Annotated in this window: 19 protein-coding genes; 11 read left to right on the forward strand and 8 right to left on the reverse strand. The window is 34.3% G+C overall.

The annotated features are described in order from the left end of the window. The first annotated feature begins 3 nt into the window (after window positions 1-3). Entirely contained in the window at window positions 4-885 is an 882-nt protein-coding gene (locus Q4493_RS15390) for a hypothetical protein (protein ID WP_303454483.1), read from the forward strand. A 61-nt stretch (window positions 886-946) separates the two neighbouring features. On the opposite strand, the gene Q4493_RS15395 is transcribed toward Q4493_RS15390, so the two are convergent. Continuing rightward, window positions 947-1495, reverse strand: coding sequence for a recombinase family protein (locus Q4493_RS15395; protein WP_303454485.1), 549 nt, complete (start codon window positions 1493-1495; stop codon window positions 947-949). Window positions 1496-1891: 396 nt separating this feature from the next. Here Q4493_RS15395 and Q4493_RS15400 point away from each other — a divergent pair, with 396 nt between their 5' ends. Next, the gene (locus Q4493_RS15400) at window positions 1892-2590 is read left to right on the forward strand and encodes a hypothetical protein (protein ID WP_303454488.1); all 699 of its coding nucleotides are present in this window, start codon (window positions 1892-1894) and stop codon (window positions 2588-2590) included. 51 nt (window positions 2591-2641) lie between these two features. On the opposite strand, the gene Q4493_RS15405 is transcribed toward Q4493_RS15400, so the two are convergent. After that, window positions 2642-3199 carry a hypothetical protein gene (locus Q4493_RS15405; RefSeq protein ID WP_303454491.1) on the reverse strand — a complete coding sequence of 186 codons (558 nt, stop codon included), beginning with the start codon at window positions 3197-3199 and terminating at the stop codon, window positions 2642-2644. A 103-nt stretch (window positions 3200-3302) separates the two neighbouring features. Here Q4493_RS15405 and dcm point away from each other — a divergent pair, with 103 nt between their 5' ends. Together dcm and Q4493_RS15415 are read left to right on the forward strand one after the other, a co-directional pair. Beyond that, entirely contained in the window at window positions 3303-5771 is a 2469-nt protein-coding gene (gene dcm / locus Q4493_RS15410) for a DNA (cytosine-5-)-methyltransferase (RefSeq protein ID WP_303454494.1), read from the forward strand. 19 nt (window positions 5772-5790) lie between these two features. Further along, complete coding sequence (locus Q4493_RS15415) at window positions 5791-7377, forward strand: hypothetical protein (protein WP_303454496.1); 1587 nt, start codon at window positions 5791-5793, stop codon at window positions 7375-7377. 61 nt (window positions 7378-7438) lie between these two features. Here Q4493_RS15415 and Q4493_RS15420 read toward each other — a convergent pair whose 3' ends face one another. Next, window positions 7439-8911, reverse strand: a complete 1473-nt coding sequence (locus tag Q4493_RS15420) for a hypothetical protein (protein WP_303454498.1) — start codon at window positions 8909-8911, stop codon at window positions 7439-7441. 310 nt (window positions 8912-9221) lie between these two features. Here Q4493_RS15420 and Q4493_RS15425 point away from each other — a divergent pair, with 310 nt between their 5' ends. The 3 genes from Q4493_RS15425 to Q4493_RS15435 all read left to right on the forward strand — a co-directional run bounded on the left by Q4493_RS15425 (window position 9222) and on the right by Q4493_RS15435 (window position 10894). Next, window positions 9222-9539, forward strand: a complete 318-nt coding sequence (locus Q4493_RS15425; RefSeq protein WP_303454500.1) for a hypothetical protein — start codon at window positions 9222-9224, stop codon at window positions 9537-9539. 442 nt (window positions 9540-9981) lie between these two features. Further along, window positions 9982-10476, forward strand: a complete 495-nt coding sequence (locus tag Q4493_RS15430; protein ID WP_303454501.1) for a hypothetical protein — start codon at window positions 9982-9984, stop codon at window positions 10474-10476. A gap of 34 nt (window positions 10477-10510) precedes the next feature. Then, entirely contained in the window at window positions 10511-10894 is a 384-nt protein-coding gene (locus Q4493_RS15435) for a hypothetical protein (RefSeq protein ID WP_303454503.1), read from the forward strand. 116 nt (window positions 10895-11010) lie between these two features. Here the strand turns inward: Q4493_RS15435 and Q4493_RS15440 are convergent, their stop codons facing one another. Then, entirely contained in the window at window positions 11011-12282 is a 1272-nt protein-coding gene (locus Q4493_RS15440; RefSeq protein WP_303454505.1) for a tyrosine-type recombinase/integrase, read from the reverse strand. A gap of 505 nt (window positions 12283-12787) precedes the next feature. On the opposite strand from Q4493_RS15440, the gene Q4493_RS15445 reads away from it, so the two are divergent. Continuing rightward, window positions 12788-13312: a hypothetical protein gene (locus Q4493_RS15445; protein ID WP_303454507.1), complete on the forward strand. Its 525-nt coding sequence runs from the start codon at window positions 12788-12790 to the stop codon at window positions 13310-13312. 186 nt (window positions 13313-13498) lie between these two features. On the opposite strand, the gene Q4493_RS15450 is transcribed toward Q4493_RS15445, so the two are convergent. Next, window positions 13499-14011: a hypothetical protein gene (locus Q4493_RS15450; protein ID WP_303454510.1), complete on the reverse strand. Its 513-nt coding sequence runs from the start codon at window positions 14009-14011 to the stop codon at window positions 13499-13501. A gap of 232 nt (window positions 14012-14243) precedes the next feature. On the opposite strand from Q4493_RS15450, the gene Q4493_RS15455 reads away from it, so the two are divergent. From Q4493_RS15455 to Q4493_RS15465, 3 genes are all read left to right on the forward strand, one after another. Further along, on the forward strand, window positions 14244-14792 hold the full coding sequence (locus Q4493_RS15455) for a putative RNA uridine N3 methyltransferase (protein ID WP_303454512.1): 549 nt from the start codon (window positions 14244-14246) through the stop codon (window positions 14790-14792). Window positions 14793-14896: 104 nt separating this feature from the next. Continuing rightward, window positions 14897-15349: a hypothetical protein gene (locus Q4493_RS15460; protein ID WP_303454514.1), complete on the forward strand. Its 453-nt coding sequence runs from the start codon at window positions 14897-14899 to the stop codon at window positions 15347-15349. Between the two features lie 37 nt (window positions 15350-15386). Next, entirely contained in the window at window positions 15387-15974 is a 588-nt protein-coding gene (locus Q4493_RS15465) for a hypothetical protein (protein WP_303454516.1), read from the forward strand. A gap of 51 nt (window positions 15975-16025) precedes the next feature. Here the strand turns inward: Q4493_RS15465 and Q4493_RS15470 are convergent, their stop codons facing one another. Genes Q4493_RS15470 through Q4493_RS15480 form a run of 3 tightly spaced genes read right to left on the reverse strand, consistent with a single transcriptional unit; the run spans window position 16026 to window position 20348 of the window. Beyond that, window positions 16026-16982 carry a hypothetical protein gene (locus Q4493_RS15470; RefSeq protein ID WP_303454518.1) on the reverse strand — a complete coding sequence of 319 codons (957 nt, stop codon included), beginning with the start codon at window positions 16980-16982 and terminating at the stop codon, window positions 16026-16028. Then, window positions 16979-18670, reverse strand: coding sequence for a zinc ribbon domain-containing protein (locus Q4493_RS15475; RefSeq protein WP_303454519.1), 1692 nt, complete (start codon window positions 18668-18670; stop codon window positions 16979-16981). The genes Q4493_RS15470 and Q4493_RS15475 overlap by 4 nt, the downstream gene beginning before the upstream one ends. After that, a complete protein-coding gene (locus Q4493_RS15480; RefSeq protein WP_303454521.1) occupies window positions 18660-20348 on the reverse strand; it encodes a hypothetical protein in 1689 nt (562 codons plus the stop codon). Before Q4493_RS15480 ends, Q4493_RS15475 begins: the two co-directional genes overlap by 11 nt. Window positions 20349-20371 lie beyond the last annotated feature (23 nt).

Genomic DNA, 20371 nt, shown 5'->3' on the forward strand with positions numbered 1-20371 from the left:
CTAATGTATGATATGAGAGATATTCGAGAAGTTTTAATTCATAGTGCTAACTTTAAATTTTCTTTTATGAAAGTTAAAAGCTTATTGGCCTATAAAATATTTTTATACGTCATACTTACTGCGAATAGGAAAAAGCTATGTAATTCGAATGAACTGTTACTTGAATTCGAATCTTTTGCTGATTTGGCTTCTAAATTGAAATTATTTTATGGAGCAAGTAAAGAGCACGGTAGAACGTCTATAAATGCAGCTCTTAAGTACTTAGAAGAGGCAAGTATAATAATGTCGATATCGACAAAGCCAACTAATGAAGAAATTAAAATACTAGAGTTGAAGAAGAAGCCATACTTATTTCTATACTTCGATATTGCAGAGTTGAGAGATGGTTATGAACTAGAGTTTTTTGACAATAATTATCGCTATAAAATATTTGAACGTTATTTTCTGCCTCAAATAACAGCGTTGAATGAAATCATCCACCGACACAATATTTCCTTGATTGCTTATCAATTGGCACTTTATTTAATTTTTCAATTAGAGCCTAGTCATTTTGAAGATACATTCGAAACTGAGGATGGAGAGTTGATGGGTTATCATGAGTTTGTTGTTACGACTTATTCAGAGTTCTCAGAATATTTTTCAACATTTGTAGGCTTTCATGAGCTTTATAAGCCTGAATCTATGGAAGGTGACGAAGACCTTCAAGAAATTAGTTATAAGTTAGTACCTGAGAGTACTGTTTCTGATAGCTTAGATTTGCTAAAAAACATAGGCTTTATACATCTAGAGTTTGATAATCCTAACAATCATTTAGAGTTTGAAGGCGTGGGCTACCCTGACAGGGATCATTTATTTATTACTTTGCCTTTAGTTTTGCCACAATGACAGTTGAAACTTCCAACTCGTATATAATATTCAAGCTATTATGCAGTGTAGGTAGCTTTTTTTAAATGTTTGCTAAAGCCTTATATACAGTAGCTCTTACACACCCTAGTTGTTTAGCTATTTGAGTTTTATTAACACCTTGAGCATACAGTTCACGAATTTGGTTATGGAGTTGTTGGTTAATCCTCTTTCCACGATATTTTCCTTTGGCTTTAGCAATCTCAATTCCTTCTCGCTGGCGCTCTAAAATCATTGCTCTTTCGAATTGATAGATCCCAGATAGAATGGTCATCATCAACTGTTGGAGAGGATTGTTAGAGCCATCAAAGGTTAAGTTTTCTTTGTGAAATTTTAAGGTGATATTTTTAGCGGTAAACTCTTTGATTAAGCGAAGCAAGTCTTCGGTTGAACGAGCCATTCGGCTGATGTCATGACAATGAATAACGTCGCCTTCACGAGAGAATTCGATTAGCTGAGTTAGTGCTGGTCGATTTGTATCTTTGCCGCTGCATTTGTCCGTAAAAACTTTATCTAATTTTAAATTTAACAATTGGCGTGCTGTATTCTGCTCTACTGTACTTACTCTGATATATCCAATTTGTGCGCTCATAATCTCACCGTTTATTTTAGATCTAGAGCTCCAAACTAATTGGATATTTTAAAAGCCACAATACTTAAAACTGACAAAGTAATTACGGAAAATGAACGTTCATTTTTAGTACACTCAAAATAGCCGTTTATTGAATTTTTCCTAATATTTTCGGCTATTTAAAATCACCTAAAACCAATTGGTAAGTGTATGGTTTAAGCCTACTTCAAGTGGACACTGACCATAACCCTATGTGGTTTCTAGTTAAAATCAAACCAAGGCACTGACCTGTTCCAGACCTAATTACTGTTAAGGATGACCAGTAAAAGGACACTCTAAATAGTCGTTTAACAGATTGAAAACTGTTTAAAGTACTGGCAAGCTGAAGTTCAAATATAGTTTGGGACATTATTTTATATGGACGAATATCACTACAATGAAAAGCAGGCCAAACGCGAAAAAATGGCTGAGATTAGGAAATATAAAAAGCCAACAGAGTCCTTGGTTAATAAGAAAAAACGTTGCTCTGAAAATACAGCATTGGTGGAAGAAACCGAGAGGGAAATAAGCAATATCAATGAAGCAGTTGATACTATTCTACATTCAATAGGTAAGCTTAATAAAGAGGAGGCATGGTCAATTGGATGTGATAACACAAAGCAGCTATTTACCGAGCGCCTTCATTTACTCCCAAGTATTGCTAATAAATTAAAGGAACTGAGCAAGCTAAAAACTACATTTGAACCACAGGGGGTTATTAATGATTTAGTCGTGTTAGATTTTTTCAAACAATTAAATTGTGAAGATCTAGCAAAAACCACTTTAAAGATTATTAAACAAAAGAACAGATCTATTGATTTGGATACAGTTATTAAAACAATAAAGAGGATTCATGTTGAACATCTCAAAAATTTTTATATTCCTGAAGATGTGCTGGTTCGCTTCTGTAAAAACCGTTATGTAAAGCCAACTAGACCCGAAGAAGACAGCTCTTACCAAACAAGTAATATCCATTTCGAATTTGAAGTAAAGGTTAATCCAACTTTTTCTAGCATTAATAAATCTAAAAGTAGAAGTAGTATAAAACAAAAAATGGGGGTTAATCTCAAGTTGTAATTTTAAACTCATTAATGTTTTTAATCGATAGTGTGAGCGTTATGACTGTACTCAAAATTGATATTTACTTTGAGATGATGATTGTTGTTCTAGAAATGCGGAGTGCAGAATTTGACAAGAGTTTAGTAAATGTTCAACAAATAACGCTGCATCAAAGCTATGGCGAGTAAACTCCTTTGGATTTACATACTTTCCGTTATATTGATATTTTGCACCTTTTTTATTTAGGTTTACTTTAATTTCACTTGCTTGTCTTTCTATAGTAGGCATCCATTTTTGAGGAAAAGTAACTGCATCCATTACCCCTAAAACACACCCTGTTGCTTCGTGACTAAAGCAGGCAGTAACAGACATTGAATTGTAAACAGATCGCCCTTTAGGTGTTAGTGAAACCCAGAGAACTGAAGGTAGATTAGATTTACCCGTAGAAATGTGTACTGAATAATTTTCCTTTATATCACTAGGAAGTGATATGAACATTAACTTTGCCAATACCTTTAGCTTTTTTATGATATTTAACCCTGCAGGCTGGCTAGATCGTACAGGGCCTTCTCGGTCTTTTTGTATCCATTTGCAAATACCTTCATGGGCAATTTCTATTTTGGACATTTGGCTATCAATTCACTTTTCAAATATTATTAGGGCACTGTATTTACAACCAGTGTTTTTCGTGTATTATTCTAACACTATAGCGTTTTGAAAATACACAAAGATGATCGATTACTCAAAATTACTTTATGAATTTCGTATTCAACAACAAATGTCACAGGAAGACTTTGCTAAAGAACTTGGTATGTCATTTACCACTATTAACCGTTGGGAAAAAGGACATGCTACCCCTCGTAATTCGATCCTACAAAAAATTAGAGAAAGATATCAGATGTTTAGTGAATTAGAAAAGAAATTCAATAAAGATAAGTTCAATGTATATGCACTATTTGCTGGTGCTGGTGGATTCCATTTGGGTATTGAGCAATCTGACTTTGAGGTTTTAGTGGCTTCAGATATTGAGCCTGTAGCTGCTAAAACCCATGAAGTAAATTGGCCAAACACTCCATTCATTAATAAAGATATCAGGGAGTTATCATCTTATGAATTACTTGAAGCAGCAAATGGTGTGAAACCCGACTTAATAATAGGTGGTCCCCCTTGCCAAGGTTTTTCTACATTAGGTGCAAAAATATCAGCAGATCCTAGGAATGAATTATTTGATCATTATGCGCGGATTGTATCTGATTTACAGCCAAAAGCTTTTCTTTTTGAAAATGTTAAATCAATGGGAACTCTATACAAGGGAGCATTTAAGGATAAAGTTATTCAACGTTTTTCTGCATTAGGGTATCGCATTTACGAAAAGGTCATTAATGTAGCTGAGTATGGTGTACCTCAATTTAGAGAAAGGTTATTTCTTTTCGGCACAAAAGAGGAATCGAACTTTGCATTTCCTAAGAAAACTCATGGAGACTCATTAGGTCTACTTCCGTATACGACTACGGGGTCTGCAATTAATGATTTGGTTAATAAAGATGAAAGTTATATGCAAGGTCATATAGCTTTAAATCATTCTGATACAGTAATTGAACGATATAAGTACATACCAGAAGGTGGAAGGCTACCTCCTCCTGAAGAACTACCTGAAGCTATCAGAAGAAAAAATTTTGGTAATACTTACAAGAGACTTCATAGAGACAAGCCTGCTTTGACAATGGTACCTGGCAATAATGCATTTCCCGTTCATCCTACTCTTCATAGAAGTCTAACACCTAGAGAAGCGGCAAGAATTCAAACTTTTCCGGATAGTCATATTTTTTCAGGAGATAGAAGAAGACAATGTATTCTTGTAGGGAATGCTGTTCCACCGCTAATGGCTAAAAATCTAGCGAACTCTATATCTGAGCACTTTAAAGGGAAAACGGAAAAGGATGATACTAGTTGCCTAGCAGAAGTAAAACAGGCACTTCCTCAATGTGAAAAGCCAAAGAACATTTTGTCTAAATATGGATATAGACCTGATAAAGCTACAGCTGAAGACTCATTTGTAGATCTTTTTTGCGGGGCTGGTGGGTTCACAATTGGTTTTACAAGAGCAGGCTGGTCACCTGCAATATGTGTAGACTTTAATAAAAATGTAGCTCTAACTCATGAGCAAAATTATGTAGGCACCCCGTTTATTCAAGGTGATTTGTCAGATGCAGCTTTAATGGAAGATATTTGTTCGAGATTTGAACGTTCTTCAGTTGGAATCGTTGTTGGTGGGCCACCTTGCCAAGGTTTTTCGATTTTTGGAAAAAGACGGTTTGTAAACACTAAAGGTTATGACCCTCATATTGATCCTAGAAATAAACTTGTTTATTCATACGTAGATGCAATCAAAAGGTTGAATCCTAGATGGTTCGTTATGGAAAACGTTGCGGGCTTGCTTACTTTAGATAATGGATTCTTTATCGATTCATTGATGGATGAATTTAAAGCACTAGGGTATACCAACGTTGAATATAAAGTCCTAAATGCCGCTGATTACGGAGTTCCACAGTTAAGGAAACGTTTGATAATAATAGGTAATAGAACTGGGCATGTAATACCTTGGCCTAAGAAAAAGTTCTTTAAAGAGCCGAAAGATTGGCAGAAACCTTATCGAACTACTGGTGAGGTTATCAATGATCTAGCTGAAGATGAGTCATATGCAGCCCAGTTTAATCATGTGCCAATGAAACATAAGCCACTTTTGGTGGAACGTTATAGTTATATTGAGGAAGGAGAGAAGCTAAATGTTGATAAGCTGCCTGAGCATCTTAAATCAGGTTATAGAACAGATAAGGTAAAGAATTATAGCCATATATTTAAGAGGATTCACAGACAAAAACCTGCACCAACTATGGTACCTGGTCATAATGCGTTCCCAATTCATCCTCATCTAAATAGAGCGTTAACTGTTAGAGAGGCGGCAAGAATTCAAACTTTCCCTGATGATATTGAATTTAAAGGAAGTCGACAGGAGCAATGTATACAAGTTGGAAACGCATTTCCTCCATTGTTAGCCGAATTGATAGCAGGGAACATTAAAAAGGCGGAGACAAACCAATGGTATCCTGATAACCTACCAAAATCAGCTAGTTATGCTTTGGTAGATGTCACTTCTGCAGAAGAAAAGGACGAGAAGGAGGCTGTACCGGAGCTCTAAACTTTGATTAAGGAAATCAATGAGCCACGACTTATATGCTTCTTGGGTAACTGCGGAATTATCTTCAATATTTAAAAGTGATACTGAGATTTTATTTAGAGATCAAAGTATCACTTATTCTAAAATAACTTCATTTGCAAACAGGGAGTCAGGCAGAGTGTGGCCTATACCTGATGGGAGGGTTTCCTTAAGTGTTGACTCGAATGAAATCGAAGTTGCTCTTGAGTTAAAAAGAACAAATGAAGGGTTGCATGGTGTATTGACTGCTACAGGTCAATCTCAAGCATATCTGAAAAAGGGTTATGATATATCTGTAATAGCCGTACCTGATCAATATGATTCATATGAAAATCCTGGCCTGTATCTGACAGAATTATTGGACTCCGTAGATCCTAATTCTAATATTGTTGTTATAACCTATTCTCCGCCTGATGAAACTAAACCTTCTCCTTTTAAAGGGAAGCTTACGATTCATAGAAATATATCTTTTGATAGTAATAGTGTTGATTCTTCAAGGGTTAGAGAGTTCAACTCTACTAAGGCTAGCACACAGTGGGCCCATCTGCGTGAAGGTAGTAGCGATGCTCATTGTTTTTTTAAATATTTACAAGTTGCAAAGAGCGTAAGCGCGACAGAGAGCTACTCTGAGGCAATGTATGTAGCACCTGAACTAGAAGCTGCCTGTAACACCATAAATTCAAATATTAGTGCAATCAAATTTTTATCAAATGCTACAGGGGAAACTCTACACGATGATATTTGGCGAAAATATTGGTTTGATTATGTAGTTACCCCAGAAATGCAAGTTATATGGGACACCAATCCTTCAGGTCAAAAGGAGCCCGTTAACTTTGAATCTAAATTAAAATCTGATGTACATACTTATAAGAAGTTTTTCGGTGGAAGAATTGATTCAACAAAAAATAAGTTGGTAAACGCACTGAACTCTTGTACTACTAGTATAGATGTATTTAATGCAGGAAATGGTAAAACTAAGGAGAAAGTTAGGCAGCTAGTTAGAGATAATAAAATTGATTTGTCTACTATTGGCTTTGAAGAGTTGGCATGGATAATCTTTGCTATAAATATTCACCACAGAGCCCATAGCTTTAGAGAAGATATTGATTCAGGGCTAAGCCACATTGGAATGTTGGAAGATGATGGAAGACCTTCTGATTCTGGATATCGCTTCGTAGACATATCCGAAAGAACAAATGATTGCTATTCTGGTAAGGCATTTCAACTTTATGGTAAGGCTATATTAACAGAAGGGCAATTAGCGTCCTTTCTTCATTATATTCATCGTATATCTGATGAAATTTTTGCTAATGATCCTCTCTTCTCATCTGAACGAGTCATTGAAAATGACACAATTAAGTTCAATCATGAAGAGTATCTTTTAGCGGTGAAAGGAGTTATGGCTGATGAATTATGTGTTATTAATTTAGCTGCCGAGCGAGGTGGAACGAGTAGAAAACCTTTTCAAGCTGAATTAGCTATCCTTCAAAAGCTTGGAATAACCTCATCAGCTGGCCGAAAAAGGTTTAGGTTGGGAGGTGGGTTAATGATCAATTGGCCGAAACTATCAGAGTTTCTAGAGAGTTAACTTATGTGTCAGGTTTGATTATGAAAGTTTTTTTCAGCCGATTACCTTTATGGACTTATATTTATACCGCCCATAAAGGTAAAGGGAAAGGACTATTTACAGGGTATGATGGAGCATCATTCTTACTTTTCTCTTGTTGTAAACAGATTAGGCTATCAATAGGTTTAGTCTTATTAATTTTTAAATATGGAGGAAGCTTTTTGAACCTCTCGATTATTGATTTTTCTTCTAAAGTTGCCCAGTTCTTCATCATCTGGTTAGCTGATAAACTAGCTTGATCAGGTGTTGTCTCCCTTGTGATAGTCTTTAAGAAGTCATCAGTAGTGACCTTTTGTAGTGAATCTATAAGGCAACGGTGATCATTTTTATAAAACAAAGTGTTGTGGATAAAGAATGTTGATATTTTATAAAAATCTTTAGAGGATAGATTACCTCTAAAGCGACTTTCGATATTGAAAGAACCAATGTCTAGGTCACAAAATCCTAGTCTATACCTAATATCGAATTCGAGTATCGATGCTATTAACTTAGGACATTGCTCGATTTTTTTTATTATCTCTGCCTTAGTTGCAGAGTACCAACTACATAGAGCTTCAAGTGACATACAATTATATTTAACCTCGGAAACTTCAGCTTGTTTCCTTGTTGTTTTCTGCTCAAGTAAAACCTCCTTTAATGAAGACATAATACTATCAAGCTGCCCAAGCCCTATTAGTTTATCCAGTTGTTGCTTATTTAGACTTAGGGTGAGTTTTTCCCCTACTACCGATCGGCTTTCTACTAGGGATAAGTTTTTTTCTTTTTGGGATGAATGCTGTAGCTGAGAATAAGCATTATTTACTTTTTCACTTACTTTTTTAAGTAGCTCGCTATTTAAATAGTGAGAGAATTTGGTTTTATCGAATGATTTTACGCCCTTTTCTATATCAGAAATTATTTCATTTACATTTCTTTTATACTTCCAGTTGTAAGATAGTTCGTCCTTATCCTTAGGTAAAAACCTAAGTTCACGCGGATGTTCATCTCTTAAGTAGTCCATTAACTTTAATTTAATCTTCTCTTCTATATCAAGATTAGGAATCTCTAATAAAGACTGAAATATACTTAAAGGATCATTGAGTATTTTATACAAACCAAAGTATGTATAACGAAATTTTTTTTTCGTGCTTTTAAAGGCAATGTTCTTATTTTCAATTATTTGTAACAACCTTGTGCTGTTGCAGTTTATAGTTTCTGGAACTATAGATTCAAAAAGAATTTTTATTATTTCATTACTGCCACAACCTGCCTCTATTTTGTCTAAAATTTCCGTTGTAAGTAAGTCATCTTTATTAGCTGAATGAATTAATTTTATTCTTTGGTGGAAGCCTTCTTTTTCCCTTTCAGTATCAGATAGGTATAGATATTGTTGGCGAGCATAAATTGCAATAAGCAATACTTGCTCCCAACCTATCTTAATTAAACTAAGGTAGGAGTTACTCAATTCCTTAGTATTTATTCCTAATTTATCACTATATATTTGATTATTTTTCATAAAATTATTTCCGCTTAACTATATAAAGTCTCTCAAATTAAACAGGTAGTATCAACACTTCTATCCCTATAGGTTTTAATTTTTTGCAATAAAAGTATTAAATAACAAAGTATAAATCACTAAGGGGTTGGTATTTATTAAAGTTATGATTATATCATCCCTATTTGTTTTTGTTTTCATTGTTGTTATTGGTATTGTGGTTATTTGACTATCCCCTTTTGTTGGTGGTAGCTTGTAATGGTGGTTGCGGTGAAGAACTCGTAACTCACTTAGATTTAGAAATCATGTATCAATTTAAAAGGTATTAATTATGTCAAAAGATATTAAAAATTCATCTATCGCAGCTTCCGTAGGTACAGCAGCAACTGTTGGCTCCGCAGCAACAACAGCATCTTCTGTAGTTGGAGGGTCTGCTGCGACAATTATGTCTGCTACCGCAGGAACAACAGGGGCAAGTTTAGCAAGTTTAGCTGGAGCTTCTGGTACCGCCGGTGGCGCTGCCATTTCATCAGGTATGGCAACGATTGGAGCTGGATCTATGGCGACTGGAGCCGTGATTTCTGCAGCAGCACCAGTTGCAGTAGTTGCAGCCATTGGTTATGGCCTTTTTAAGTTGTTCGAAGATTAGTTTTGATTGATTAAGTAAGTTTTTATAAAAGGTGATGTATCAAAGATATTAATTTCAACTTAGTTCGTGAATTCCTAGAGAAAATGATTCAAGAACATCCTGAAAACAAAGAATTTTTATTAACCTATCAGCAGCTTATTGAGTCAAAATTTGAATTCGATAAGGAGGAGGTAGAAAGGTCATGATTAGCTGTTTTTTAAACTTACTATATCGACGTTGATTTAATATTGAGGTAGTTGTGTGTATGAGGAGCTCGATTCATTAACAAAGCTCGAGAATTAATCTGTAAAGTAACTGCACTTAAGTCGGATTGTAACGGTATGTAAAAGGTTTACTTGATTCAGACGGGGAGGAGAGTAATAAAATGAATTAAGCACGATGATTGGGAGTATACGGAAGCTTTGACTAACCTGCCACCTATTAAAAGAGGCTTGATGTAGATATGCGTTTATCAGTACTTAGCAAAAACACCTTAGATGATTTGAAAGAGAAACTACAAGAAGGAGGAATTATTCCGTTAAACAAAGCAGAGCTAATAAACACAGCAAATAGTATGGAGTCATTTGCTTATCATCAAGTTAATGGAAACAATATTGCAGAGCTCGTCGAGCAACTAAAGAAGGTTATAACTCAAATTAGCGCAATCTATCGGGATGAGCTTTCGAGTGAAGCGATACTTTATCAGCTTACAGCATCTGAACACTTGTTGTTTGGTGAATATCAACAGGTAAAAGAAGAGTTTTATGCGCTTAGTCAGTTACATCAAATTTGGATGACAGAGGGCTTAGTTTTAGATAATAAAAGAGCTAAAAATGAGATTCTCCTTTCGATTTTCTATTTGCAAGGAGTCATTGATATTACTAATAGCAATGAAAAAGCACAATTGGATTTGGCTGATTTAGACATACCTAGCTTTTTAATTCCAAAGAAAAATTAATTTACCGAATAAAGTCAAAATTTTAGGATAAAAAATGAAAACAAAAGATGTTCCATACATAAAAGATATTGTTACCGAGGTTGCTGATATTCAAGCTCCTCAAAATATCGACCCTTATAATTTAGACTTGAACGGGCCAGAGATTAGCCCACTATTAACTCCCAGTGATAATAATGCTATCGAAAATCTAAAGGACATCATAAATAACACTCGAATGACAGGTACGGGGGACATTCATCAGCAAGACAAAAACACTTGTAGATCTGCGGGGCTAGATCTAAAAGTAACTCTAAATCCTGATAAGTCAGATTTCGTTTCTGTAACTGCGAACATCCAAACAACTGAAGATAAAAGTATGCCAGATAACTATGGTACTCACACAATTACTGTAGAGAGATATATCGAAAGCTACACATAAGGTATTCAATAGTGGGCGAGATTTGGTCTTTCTAAATAACCGCCCGATTAATTAAACTGCTACAACATTGCTTATTACTAACTTATGTGTCGGGTTTTGCAGAGTTTGGTTGTAATTTAAATACAGCCACGTTTCTTGTATTCGGCTTCCCAGCTTTTGAAGCGATTTTCAATTATTTCCAAGGCCTTTTCAGTCATAGGCTTTTCTTTTTTAGGCTGCTTTTTAAACTTAACACCTGACAGCTCTTCCTCAAACATTGAAGGTACAACATGACTGTAATGTTGTTCAATCATGGCAACACTGGTGCCACACTGTTTAGCTAAAATGTCTAAACGTAAATCACGGCGAAGTAATTGCCAAGTGATGTATGAGTGCCTAAGTGAGTAGAGTGTTCGAGGTCCATCAGATGAATCTTTTAAATTGCATTCTTCCAATGCTTTACGGAAGGCCACACCTAATTCATTGGTACTTTCGCCGTCCTCAAGGCGAAATAACTTATCATTTGGTCTACGATCTGGAAAGCGTTGACGTAACTCTTCTAGGCAATCCCATATTTGATCACGAGCTATAACTGTTCTAGTGCCTGTATGTTTAGTTGTTTTACCTTTACGGACTTTAACTTTAAAGCGAACATTATGATCTTGGCGTGTCATTTCAATATCACCCCAAGTTATTCCTTCCATTTCAGTACCGGGACGAATGCCAGTATTAACACAAAATTCCATATAGCTAAGGAGTAACTCACGTATTTGCTTTGTTTTTTCTTTACGGCTGTTTTCAACTAAGTCGAGAATAGTGTCATAAACTTTATCGTAATCTTCTTGACTGAAAGCAGCACGCCTTTTACCGCTTTCACCTTTGGTATGTAATACAGGCACTTGTGCCGCAATCATCCATTTATGTTCAATCGCTTCTTTAAAGACTAAATTCATTGCGGAGTTATGAGTAAGTAACGTTGATTTAGCTGGTATGCGATTAAATTTTTCAATACGCCATTTGTTAAAAGCATTGATACTTTCTTGGTCGATACTAGTTATATAGGTACGGTCAAAGTAGGGGATATGGTATTTATTCAATGCTTGAATATAGTCGCGGTAAGTAACTTTACCACCGCCGTTATCAAGTTCATTTTGAAGATTCTTAATGACTCGGTCAGCAACATCTTTGAAGCGTTTGCTATCAACCAATAGATTGTTTTCAGCTTTGACTTTGTACTCCATCAAAATTAGATGGGCACGAGCAACAGCGTTACCTAGCTCTTTTTCTTTGGTGGCTTTACTGTACCATTTACCATAGAGTACAAAGCGAGAGTACCAACGTTCGCTGTTATTTTGTTTGTAAACGTACAATCCGTCTTGGATGTCGTGGCGTTCTATTTGAGTCGTCATGAATGCTAGTATTCATTAAAACGTGATAATTTGCAAAGAATTTGCAAAGTGTTTAAATTTTATTTTAAGTTGTTGATTTTTAATATTAGTTTTAGGCGTGTTACATTCAAAATCCGTTGCTTTCGAGCGTGACGGTTCAAGTCCGTCCTCCGGTACCATTTAAAGCCTTGTTCATACAAGGTTTTTTTATGCCTGAAATAAACTAGCTCTACTTTTAAATTACTCTACAAAGTCAGTAGTTCCTACGCAAAATACCATTCATAGCTTATTAATTGTTCTTGTTCCTAGCGTGGTTGTTATCCTCTTTATTAATTATTTGTTCAATATTTTGTAAGGAGAATTCTAAATGCCATTAATGCTTTATTGGAAGTACAAAACAACAATAAAATATTTTTTGCAGGGATGAATTACTCATGTATGCTTGACATTGCTTGGAGCAAATTTGTCGTCAATTAACGTTGTAATTAGCTTCAGATTTAATGCATTGCGATTTTAAGGAAATGAAATGAGTTGGATGAAAGATAACTGGTATTTAGTATTTCTCTCTATTGCTATACTTTACATGATGAACGAAAAGTATAAATGGTTTGATATTAATAAAAATACTATTAAAAAGTATGGGCTGGAATATAGTTCTCCGAAAAAACCAACATTACAAAAAGTTCAACTTATGAACAAAACTGTTCGTGTTAAAGATACGGAGTGGCAATCTAAGTGCTTTCATACTCATAAGCTTGAATATACAAATTTGTTGATGGATGTAAAATCTATTAATGGAACACCCGTTGATATTTTCCTCTCTCAACGAGAAGACTTTAATATAGTATTACATAAAAGACCTGGGTATTTTAATAAAGCCCTTTATTCACAAAGAGAAATTATTTCAATATCTGACACAAAGCGTTTAGCTCCAAATCAAACTTTATGTTTTGGTATTCACCATGCAGATGGACCGGTTAATAAGGTTCAAAGTTTATTTGTCGCAGAAAAGCCGGCTGCTGCTATACAGGTTAAGTTAGAAGTTTACTAAAGATATTTAATTTCAAAGATTTAAGTTTGTTGCTTTCTTTTTTACTAAACGCCAATTCACATAGATTTCATGATAGTAGACTGAGCAAATAACAATTTGTTCAGTCCATTAAGCCGTTTATATCAGATGCTAAATATAGGTAACGGAAAGTGTTATTCAAGTAAGTTTATGTGTTTGATTAAACCGTTATTTATTTAAAGTGAATTTAGACGGTAAGTGTTGTTCTTGCCATTTTTGTTCAAACTTAATAGCTTCCTCTTCTTTATGTTGCATGCATTTAGCGAATACTTGGGTGCTTTTAGGTGAATGGCAATATTCAGGTCGTTGATAAAATTTTAACCATTGATTCTGTTTCTCTCCTTCAAAGTAACCTTTAATCGTTATCGCTTTGTTGCCGACCAATTGTCTGTTTATTCTTTTGTTTAAGATATGAGAAGGTCTCTTATTAGGGGATTGCACTGTCGAATTTTTTGTTATTTTTGTTGTTTTTGTTTTACTGTTATTAGCATTTTTATTCTTTCGACAGTTTTGGTAATCGGTATGTTTTTCATGTTCTTGCTTTCTTAAAAATTCAGTGCTTTTATGCCTTAATTGCGTTTGAACTGATTTAAGGGCTTGCCATTGGTTTTCACATTTTGATGCTGAAAATGAATCTGTTGAAAACAAAATAAAGGTAAACAGAGAAATAATCTTGATCATAAATATCCTTATTTATTCTAAAAATGTTTGTATTGAACGTGCCTAAAATGTGTTGCTTTTAAAGCGACTAAAACTTGTGAAGTATAATAATACGGTTACTATTAATTTACCCTTTTATTTGAAAATATTATTTAAAATGAGAGAGAATTGCGCAAGTTGTCAAGAAAGCTATTTAACTGAACATATTCACCATTGTGAATGCGGACGTTATTTGTGCTTTAAATGTATTCAAGTGCACAAACAAGTAGATTGTGTCAAAAACGCCAATGAAATAGTTTATCCAACGAATTCATTACCAGGCACTTTTAGCAAACAATTTCTTCAAAAGTTAGATAGTCATACAGAGTCTACTTATGAAATTGTTTATGTTTGGAGTAAAGCAACCGCCGACTTTATTAAAACGGAAGTGTCTTTTAAGTATGGCTTAGCCATTGGTGAAAATTTTTCAATTAGCCTAGAAAGTGATGAGTTTAAAAAGCTTCATCAGGTTCATAATGGCGATAGTCAAGCAGTTAAAAATGCTTATATAGACAAAGTAAAAACTACGGTTGAAAAAAATCTTAAGAGGCTTGATCAAAATAAATTAGTTAAAAGCCATTCTGCAACTAATGCCAATACATACTCTTTTGGTTATACACCTGAAATTGCAAATGATATGTCGAGATTTTTTGATGGATTATCAAACGACGAGCAAACATTAGTTAAAATCGCTTACCAAAAAAATAATATAAGAACCATTAATGGTTTTATTGAGTATATAAAGCAAAACAAAGTTAAATAATGAAGTGTTTTTTGGTAAATTAATTATTCGTATAAAAAAACGTCAGCATTTTTGAAAATATAAATATTAATTAAAGGTTTATTGTTAACTAAAAGGGAAAAAATATGTGGTTAATTATTATAGGAGTTCTAATTGTTATTGGTATTTTTTCGGTAGCAAGTGAAAAAAATGAAGCAAATGAAGTTGAGATGAAAAAATATGCTTTTAAGGAAATAAAAGAGCATGTTAATAAGCGAGTTTCTGCTTATGCTGATTATTTACGGAGAACCTCATCTGACAGAGTTGGTGCAATGACTGATAATGAATTACATGATTTAATTGAAAGAGCAATGGCAGGCTACGAAAAAGATGTAGCTAAGTCAAAATGGCTTTCTAACATCTCATTTGCTCTTGGTGGACTTTGCTTTATCGCCTTTATTTCGGGAGATAAATCTGCAGAAGCATTTGGCCCAATTTTCATAGCGGGTGGATTTGTATTTAGATCATGGAAAAAAGCACGAGTTGATAAAAAATATATCGCGAATGGTTGGGAGCCTGAACGATTGAAGATAGATTAAATCTATTGGTAATAAAAAGTCGAGCAAAGTTATAATTATGTATATATCAATAGCAAAGTCTTTATTATGTTATTTGTTTATTTTGAGTGTTCTACTTTGCTCAAATGAAGCATTTTCTCGCCCTAATGACAGAACTTGCACTGCTGATATTAATCAGTATGGTTTCCCTTCTAATTGTAGCTGTCCACAGTTTCAACGCTATGATTTTCATACGGGAAAATGTCTATTGATTAGCTCTTCTGACATGTTATTAGACTTACAGTTTTTATTAACTAATGCCGAATCTGAAATAACTACCTTACAGTCGTTAGGTGGAAAAGAGAGTAAAAAAGTGGCAATAGAAAAATTACCGCAATATTTTTCTGGTATTGCTCAATATGTGGAGCATTTAGCAGATGCTTATCAGTTTTCTTATCAACTCATCCGAAAAGCTCGACAGGCAACAGATTTGGTTACATTAGATATAGAGTTTTGCTCAAATGATATGGCTAGTGAATGTACTGAAATACTTGAACAGCTGAAACTTACCATTGTAGAGATTAATAATGTGTTGACTGCTAAAGGTTTAGATAATGTAAATTATATTGATTCAGTAAACGTAAATGAAGACAGTCTGGCACAGTAGAATGGTTAAGTATTTTAGATATATAAGTATGCAAAATTTATCTAATAATAATTAAGTTAACTTTACTTCTAATCGAAAAGGTAAAGCGCTGCAAATATCTTTGCTTGTTATTAAAACGACTTTACCTGTTGGAAAAATTTCCATTTCTACAATACTTATACGGCAATCAAAATACATTGTCGCTTGATAAATAGATGAGTTTTTACCTCTGCTTATAACTTTTGGAGTTTTATACTTCTCTAATAGTTTTAGCGATTGGTTGTTATGGATAAATTGCTCATCCCAAATGACAGGGGGAATAATTGAGTCGTTAACTTTTGGTATTATATAAAAAGATCCACCCTCCGATTGGATGAAAAAACAAAAAAAGCAAAGATAATCTATAACATTATGTGTGGTCAGTTCGATAGGAATAAGAGTATTACAATCATGAATAGGCGCACTTAAACCATTTAAAGTGTAATAGTTATAGCGATTCGGTATATCTGTTTGAACTTCGATAAAATATAGCCATTTTTGCTGATTATTAAAATCCGATTGATGAAAGCTAATCAACTTACTTCGTTTGTAAAAGTTAAGTTCAACACTATAAAATTTTAATGCTAAATGGTTGTCAATTTTATCTACGAAATGATGCAATGAATTAGCCAGTTCAGATGCTTTACCTTGTTCTACAACCTGCCAGTTTGAATTTGGCAGTGTAAATAGCGGTAGCTGGTATGCTTGCTCTTGATGGTTTTTCGTGACAATTAATTGCTGTATTTTGACTATTTCTGTTTGTAATAATTGCTCAATATTATTCTGCTTTTCTTTAGTTGAAACTCGTTTAGCTGAATCTTGTTTAGTGGCGAGTTGTTCAGCGCTAATCATAAACTCATAGCGTCTCCAGTCTGGTTGTAAGAATACATAACCAAGATAATCACCATCCCTTATTTTGCTCGTATAATTAGCGACAAAAGGTAAAGCCGTGATGGCTTTAGTAAATAATGTATCAACTTCTATATTCATTGTGACTCACGGCTATTTTTTTCTTCTGGTGTATTTACTCGTTGTTTGAGTTTACTCGAGTATTTGTCGTATAAATTAGCAAGGCCGCCATTGTTTTTAGTAATAGCAAGTACCTTCTCTGTACCTTCGATATGACTTTTGAGCAGCTCTAACGCTTGTGGAAATGTATACTTGCTTTGTTTTATTTGATTATTAAGCTGATGCACAAGATCATTCAATAATTTTGCATTTTCACGGTCAATTTTGTGCAAAGCACCAAAAAGACTTTCACCGCATAACTGACAAAAGTTAAATTTAGCATCATTAGGTTGATGACAATGACGACATTTAACGCGCTGAAATTTAAACATTTTCATTGATTGTGCTGCCATGTCGATCACTATTGGTACTAGCGTCAATAACACTACCGCTGGAGTGAAAAGTGCTCCTTGTGTCGTACTAAAATCGTCGGCAGTAAACGTTTGGTTATAGGCAGTTATGGCAAAAAAAGTGATCAAGGTTAAACATTGCAATATAATGCGGTTGAACTGTTTCGTTGACCACGCCGCGAGAATATAAACTATTTGTATTAATATCAAAAAGGCATAAAACACGCCTTCAAATTGAGTAAGTAATACCTCATTTGATACCCAAGTATTTAATGCGATATAAAAATTAGGGAAAAATCCATTAGAAAAATAAGCGGACTCTAAATACCACTGGGTTATGGAACAAAAAATAAAAAATGATAGTTGAAAAAATAAAGTCCAAATAATGAGTGCCCAGAATAAATAGTGGAACATAATTTTGAGCATTAAGAAGTATTTAATACCTTCAAGTGAAGACACGTAACGACTAAACCTAAGGCAAATAGGAAAGAATGCTAATAATAGCCAACCTACCGTTAATTCTCTGATATCAATATAATTAGACAAGGCAAAGAGCAATGGTGAGCAAAGTATGGCGATAAAGAGTTGCTGCTCAATGATATAACCAAAGAAGTGCTCAAGGTCGAATAGTGCTAGGCGTGATGAAGGCTCACCATTTGACGTTAGCTTATACTCAGTGGCTAAACGTTGGACTAAGCGCCATATTACCTTATAGAAAAAATGAGCCGATGCGGTAATCGCCATGACAATAAATATTGCAATGACACTGAGAGGGAACGAGAGAAAAAAGTGAAAAAAACTTTGATTTGAAACGCCTAGGCTCAATTCAAACAAATAGGTTAGATATAAAAAAATTACTAATATAAAAATACTTAAAGCAAAAGACACCGCACCAGAAAGTTTTGCAGGTATCAGTCTATTGATATTTCTTACAAGCGCCAAGCTGACAATTATAGCTAAAATAAAATACACGCCTTCTATCAATAGCTCATTATTACTTATATAAATTACATAATAAATGCCTGCGATCGCCAATGATAAAGAAAAACTATCTCTATTGAATTGAAAGTATTGAGATAAGGTTTCATGAGAAAAATCATTGTCGTTGTTATTTATGTCATGCTGGTTGGCCTTGTTTTTGATCCTAAATACAATAAACACCAGATAAGCGATTGCTGGAATCAAGACCATGATATTGACTATTTCTGAATGAGTAAATTGAGTCGTTTCAGCCAATAAAACGCTATATTTTACACCTGAAGCAATTAAACATAGGGTGAAAAAATACCCCACCCATATCATAATGTTTTTACTTTTCATTTTTTTTACTCTGCTTAGCCAACCGAGCATCTTCAATTTGTTTTACTTGTTTAGATAAACCAAGCGATAAAATTGTTTTCAGTATACCGAATCGTTTATATGTTGTTATCGGTATATCATGGTCATTATGAGCGGCTTTATCGCTAATCTTCTGTTCATCAATATATGCGTCTAATAAACGATGCTTCATTGGTTTTGAAATGACTAAATAACTACCACAACAGGGACAGTATTTGGAAAATTTAGGTGCTCTAAATTGGCATGCGTGGCATTTACGGTTAATCCGATATGGGCCAACCACTGAATTAATAATAAAGTGTATTAGTAAAGGAAAGGCAGTAAATATAAATATTTCAGGGGGTAAAATCCAAGGAACAATTTCTGTCACTTTTTCAGGAGTAACTTGGTTATCGTAGTAAACAGTTACGCTAAAAACCAACACAGTAAAAGCGAACCAAAATAATCTATAACGCTCTTTGCGAATAAAAATGGCGTACAACCAAACAATAATGATTAAGCATAATACGCCATAAATAACACCTTCTACATATGACAAAAGGAAGCTTAACGACAGCGTATTATTGACAAAATAAAATAAAAAACCTGGAAATAAACTTAATGATGTTGCCGGATCGCTGGTGTTTATCCAAGAACTCATATGATTTAGTAACAAATAAACCACTAAATAAACAGCATGAGAACAGATTATTGAGGCGGCAATTGTCGACAAAACACTCTTGAACAGGATAAAGAAGTACTCGATAGTTAAGTGCTCTAAAAATTTTGCGATTTTGATCAAAAAAGGCAGGTTTAATGCAACGATAATAAATAGCAATGTTGACTGCGTATTAAAGGTATAAAGACTGTAAAAATAAAGCGGAATGAAAAATAAATTTATCAGATAATTCGAGTTGGCAAACATCATAAGTAAATATTGCAGCCCTTTCACTATATTGGCATTTCGTTGACCTGTGGCATTGATATGCAGTACATCGGCATTGCGATTAAGCAGCCTATCGATAAAGTGCCAAATACTGACAGAACCAATCATGTAGGCAATATAAAAAATAGCTAAGGTCAACAACATGACTAAAGGGTCTAAAGCGACATTAATTGCCTGAGGCTTTAACGAAATTTCTAACCAAAATTCGAGTAACTCTAATGAAGCGAAATAGCCAAAAATGTTGATTAAGAGGATAAAACCAATCAAACGTTTGTAATTTGGTTGTATGCTTTTTATTAACTTGGTACTTAATAAAATAAATGGTGCCAATAATATCAACGACAACAAGAAAAATATTGCCGCGTCTTGTATTGAAATATGAGTGTTAATTAACGCAAAAAGTGAATAAGTAAATAGGAGCGAGAGACACCAAGTAATAACTGATTGTCGCCCTAGATATTGGAAAAGCACCTGGTACGTGTCTTTGTTTAGTATGTTTTCAGTTTGAATAGCTTCTCTAAAAGGAATGACTTTTTCATGAGAATTGAACAAGGATGTCACTAGGTAATAAAGTGAAAAAATAAGAGTGCAGCAGCCAAAATAAGCATCGTGAGAAAGTGGGAAAATTCGTTCAACAAAAAAAGGATAACTAATAATACAAACAATTATGTAAGCAAATAGTGAAAGTGTCGTTATCGCCATTCCCAGCGATTGCTTCAATGTAGTAAATGACATAATAGCGTTCATCCTTTTTACCT

Origin of the sequence: Colwellia sp. 1_MG-2023 (genome assembly GCF_030546755.1) — a bacterium.
Taxonomy (GTDB): domain Bacteria; phylum Pseudomonadota; class Gammaproteobacteria; order Enterobacterales; family Alteromonadaceae; genus Thalassotalea_H.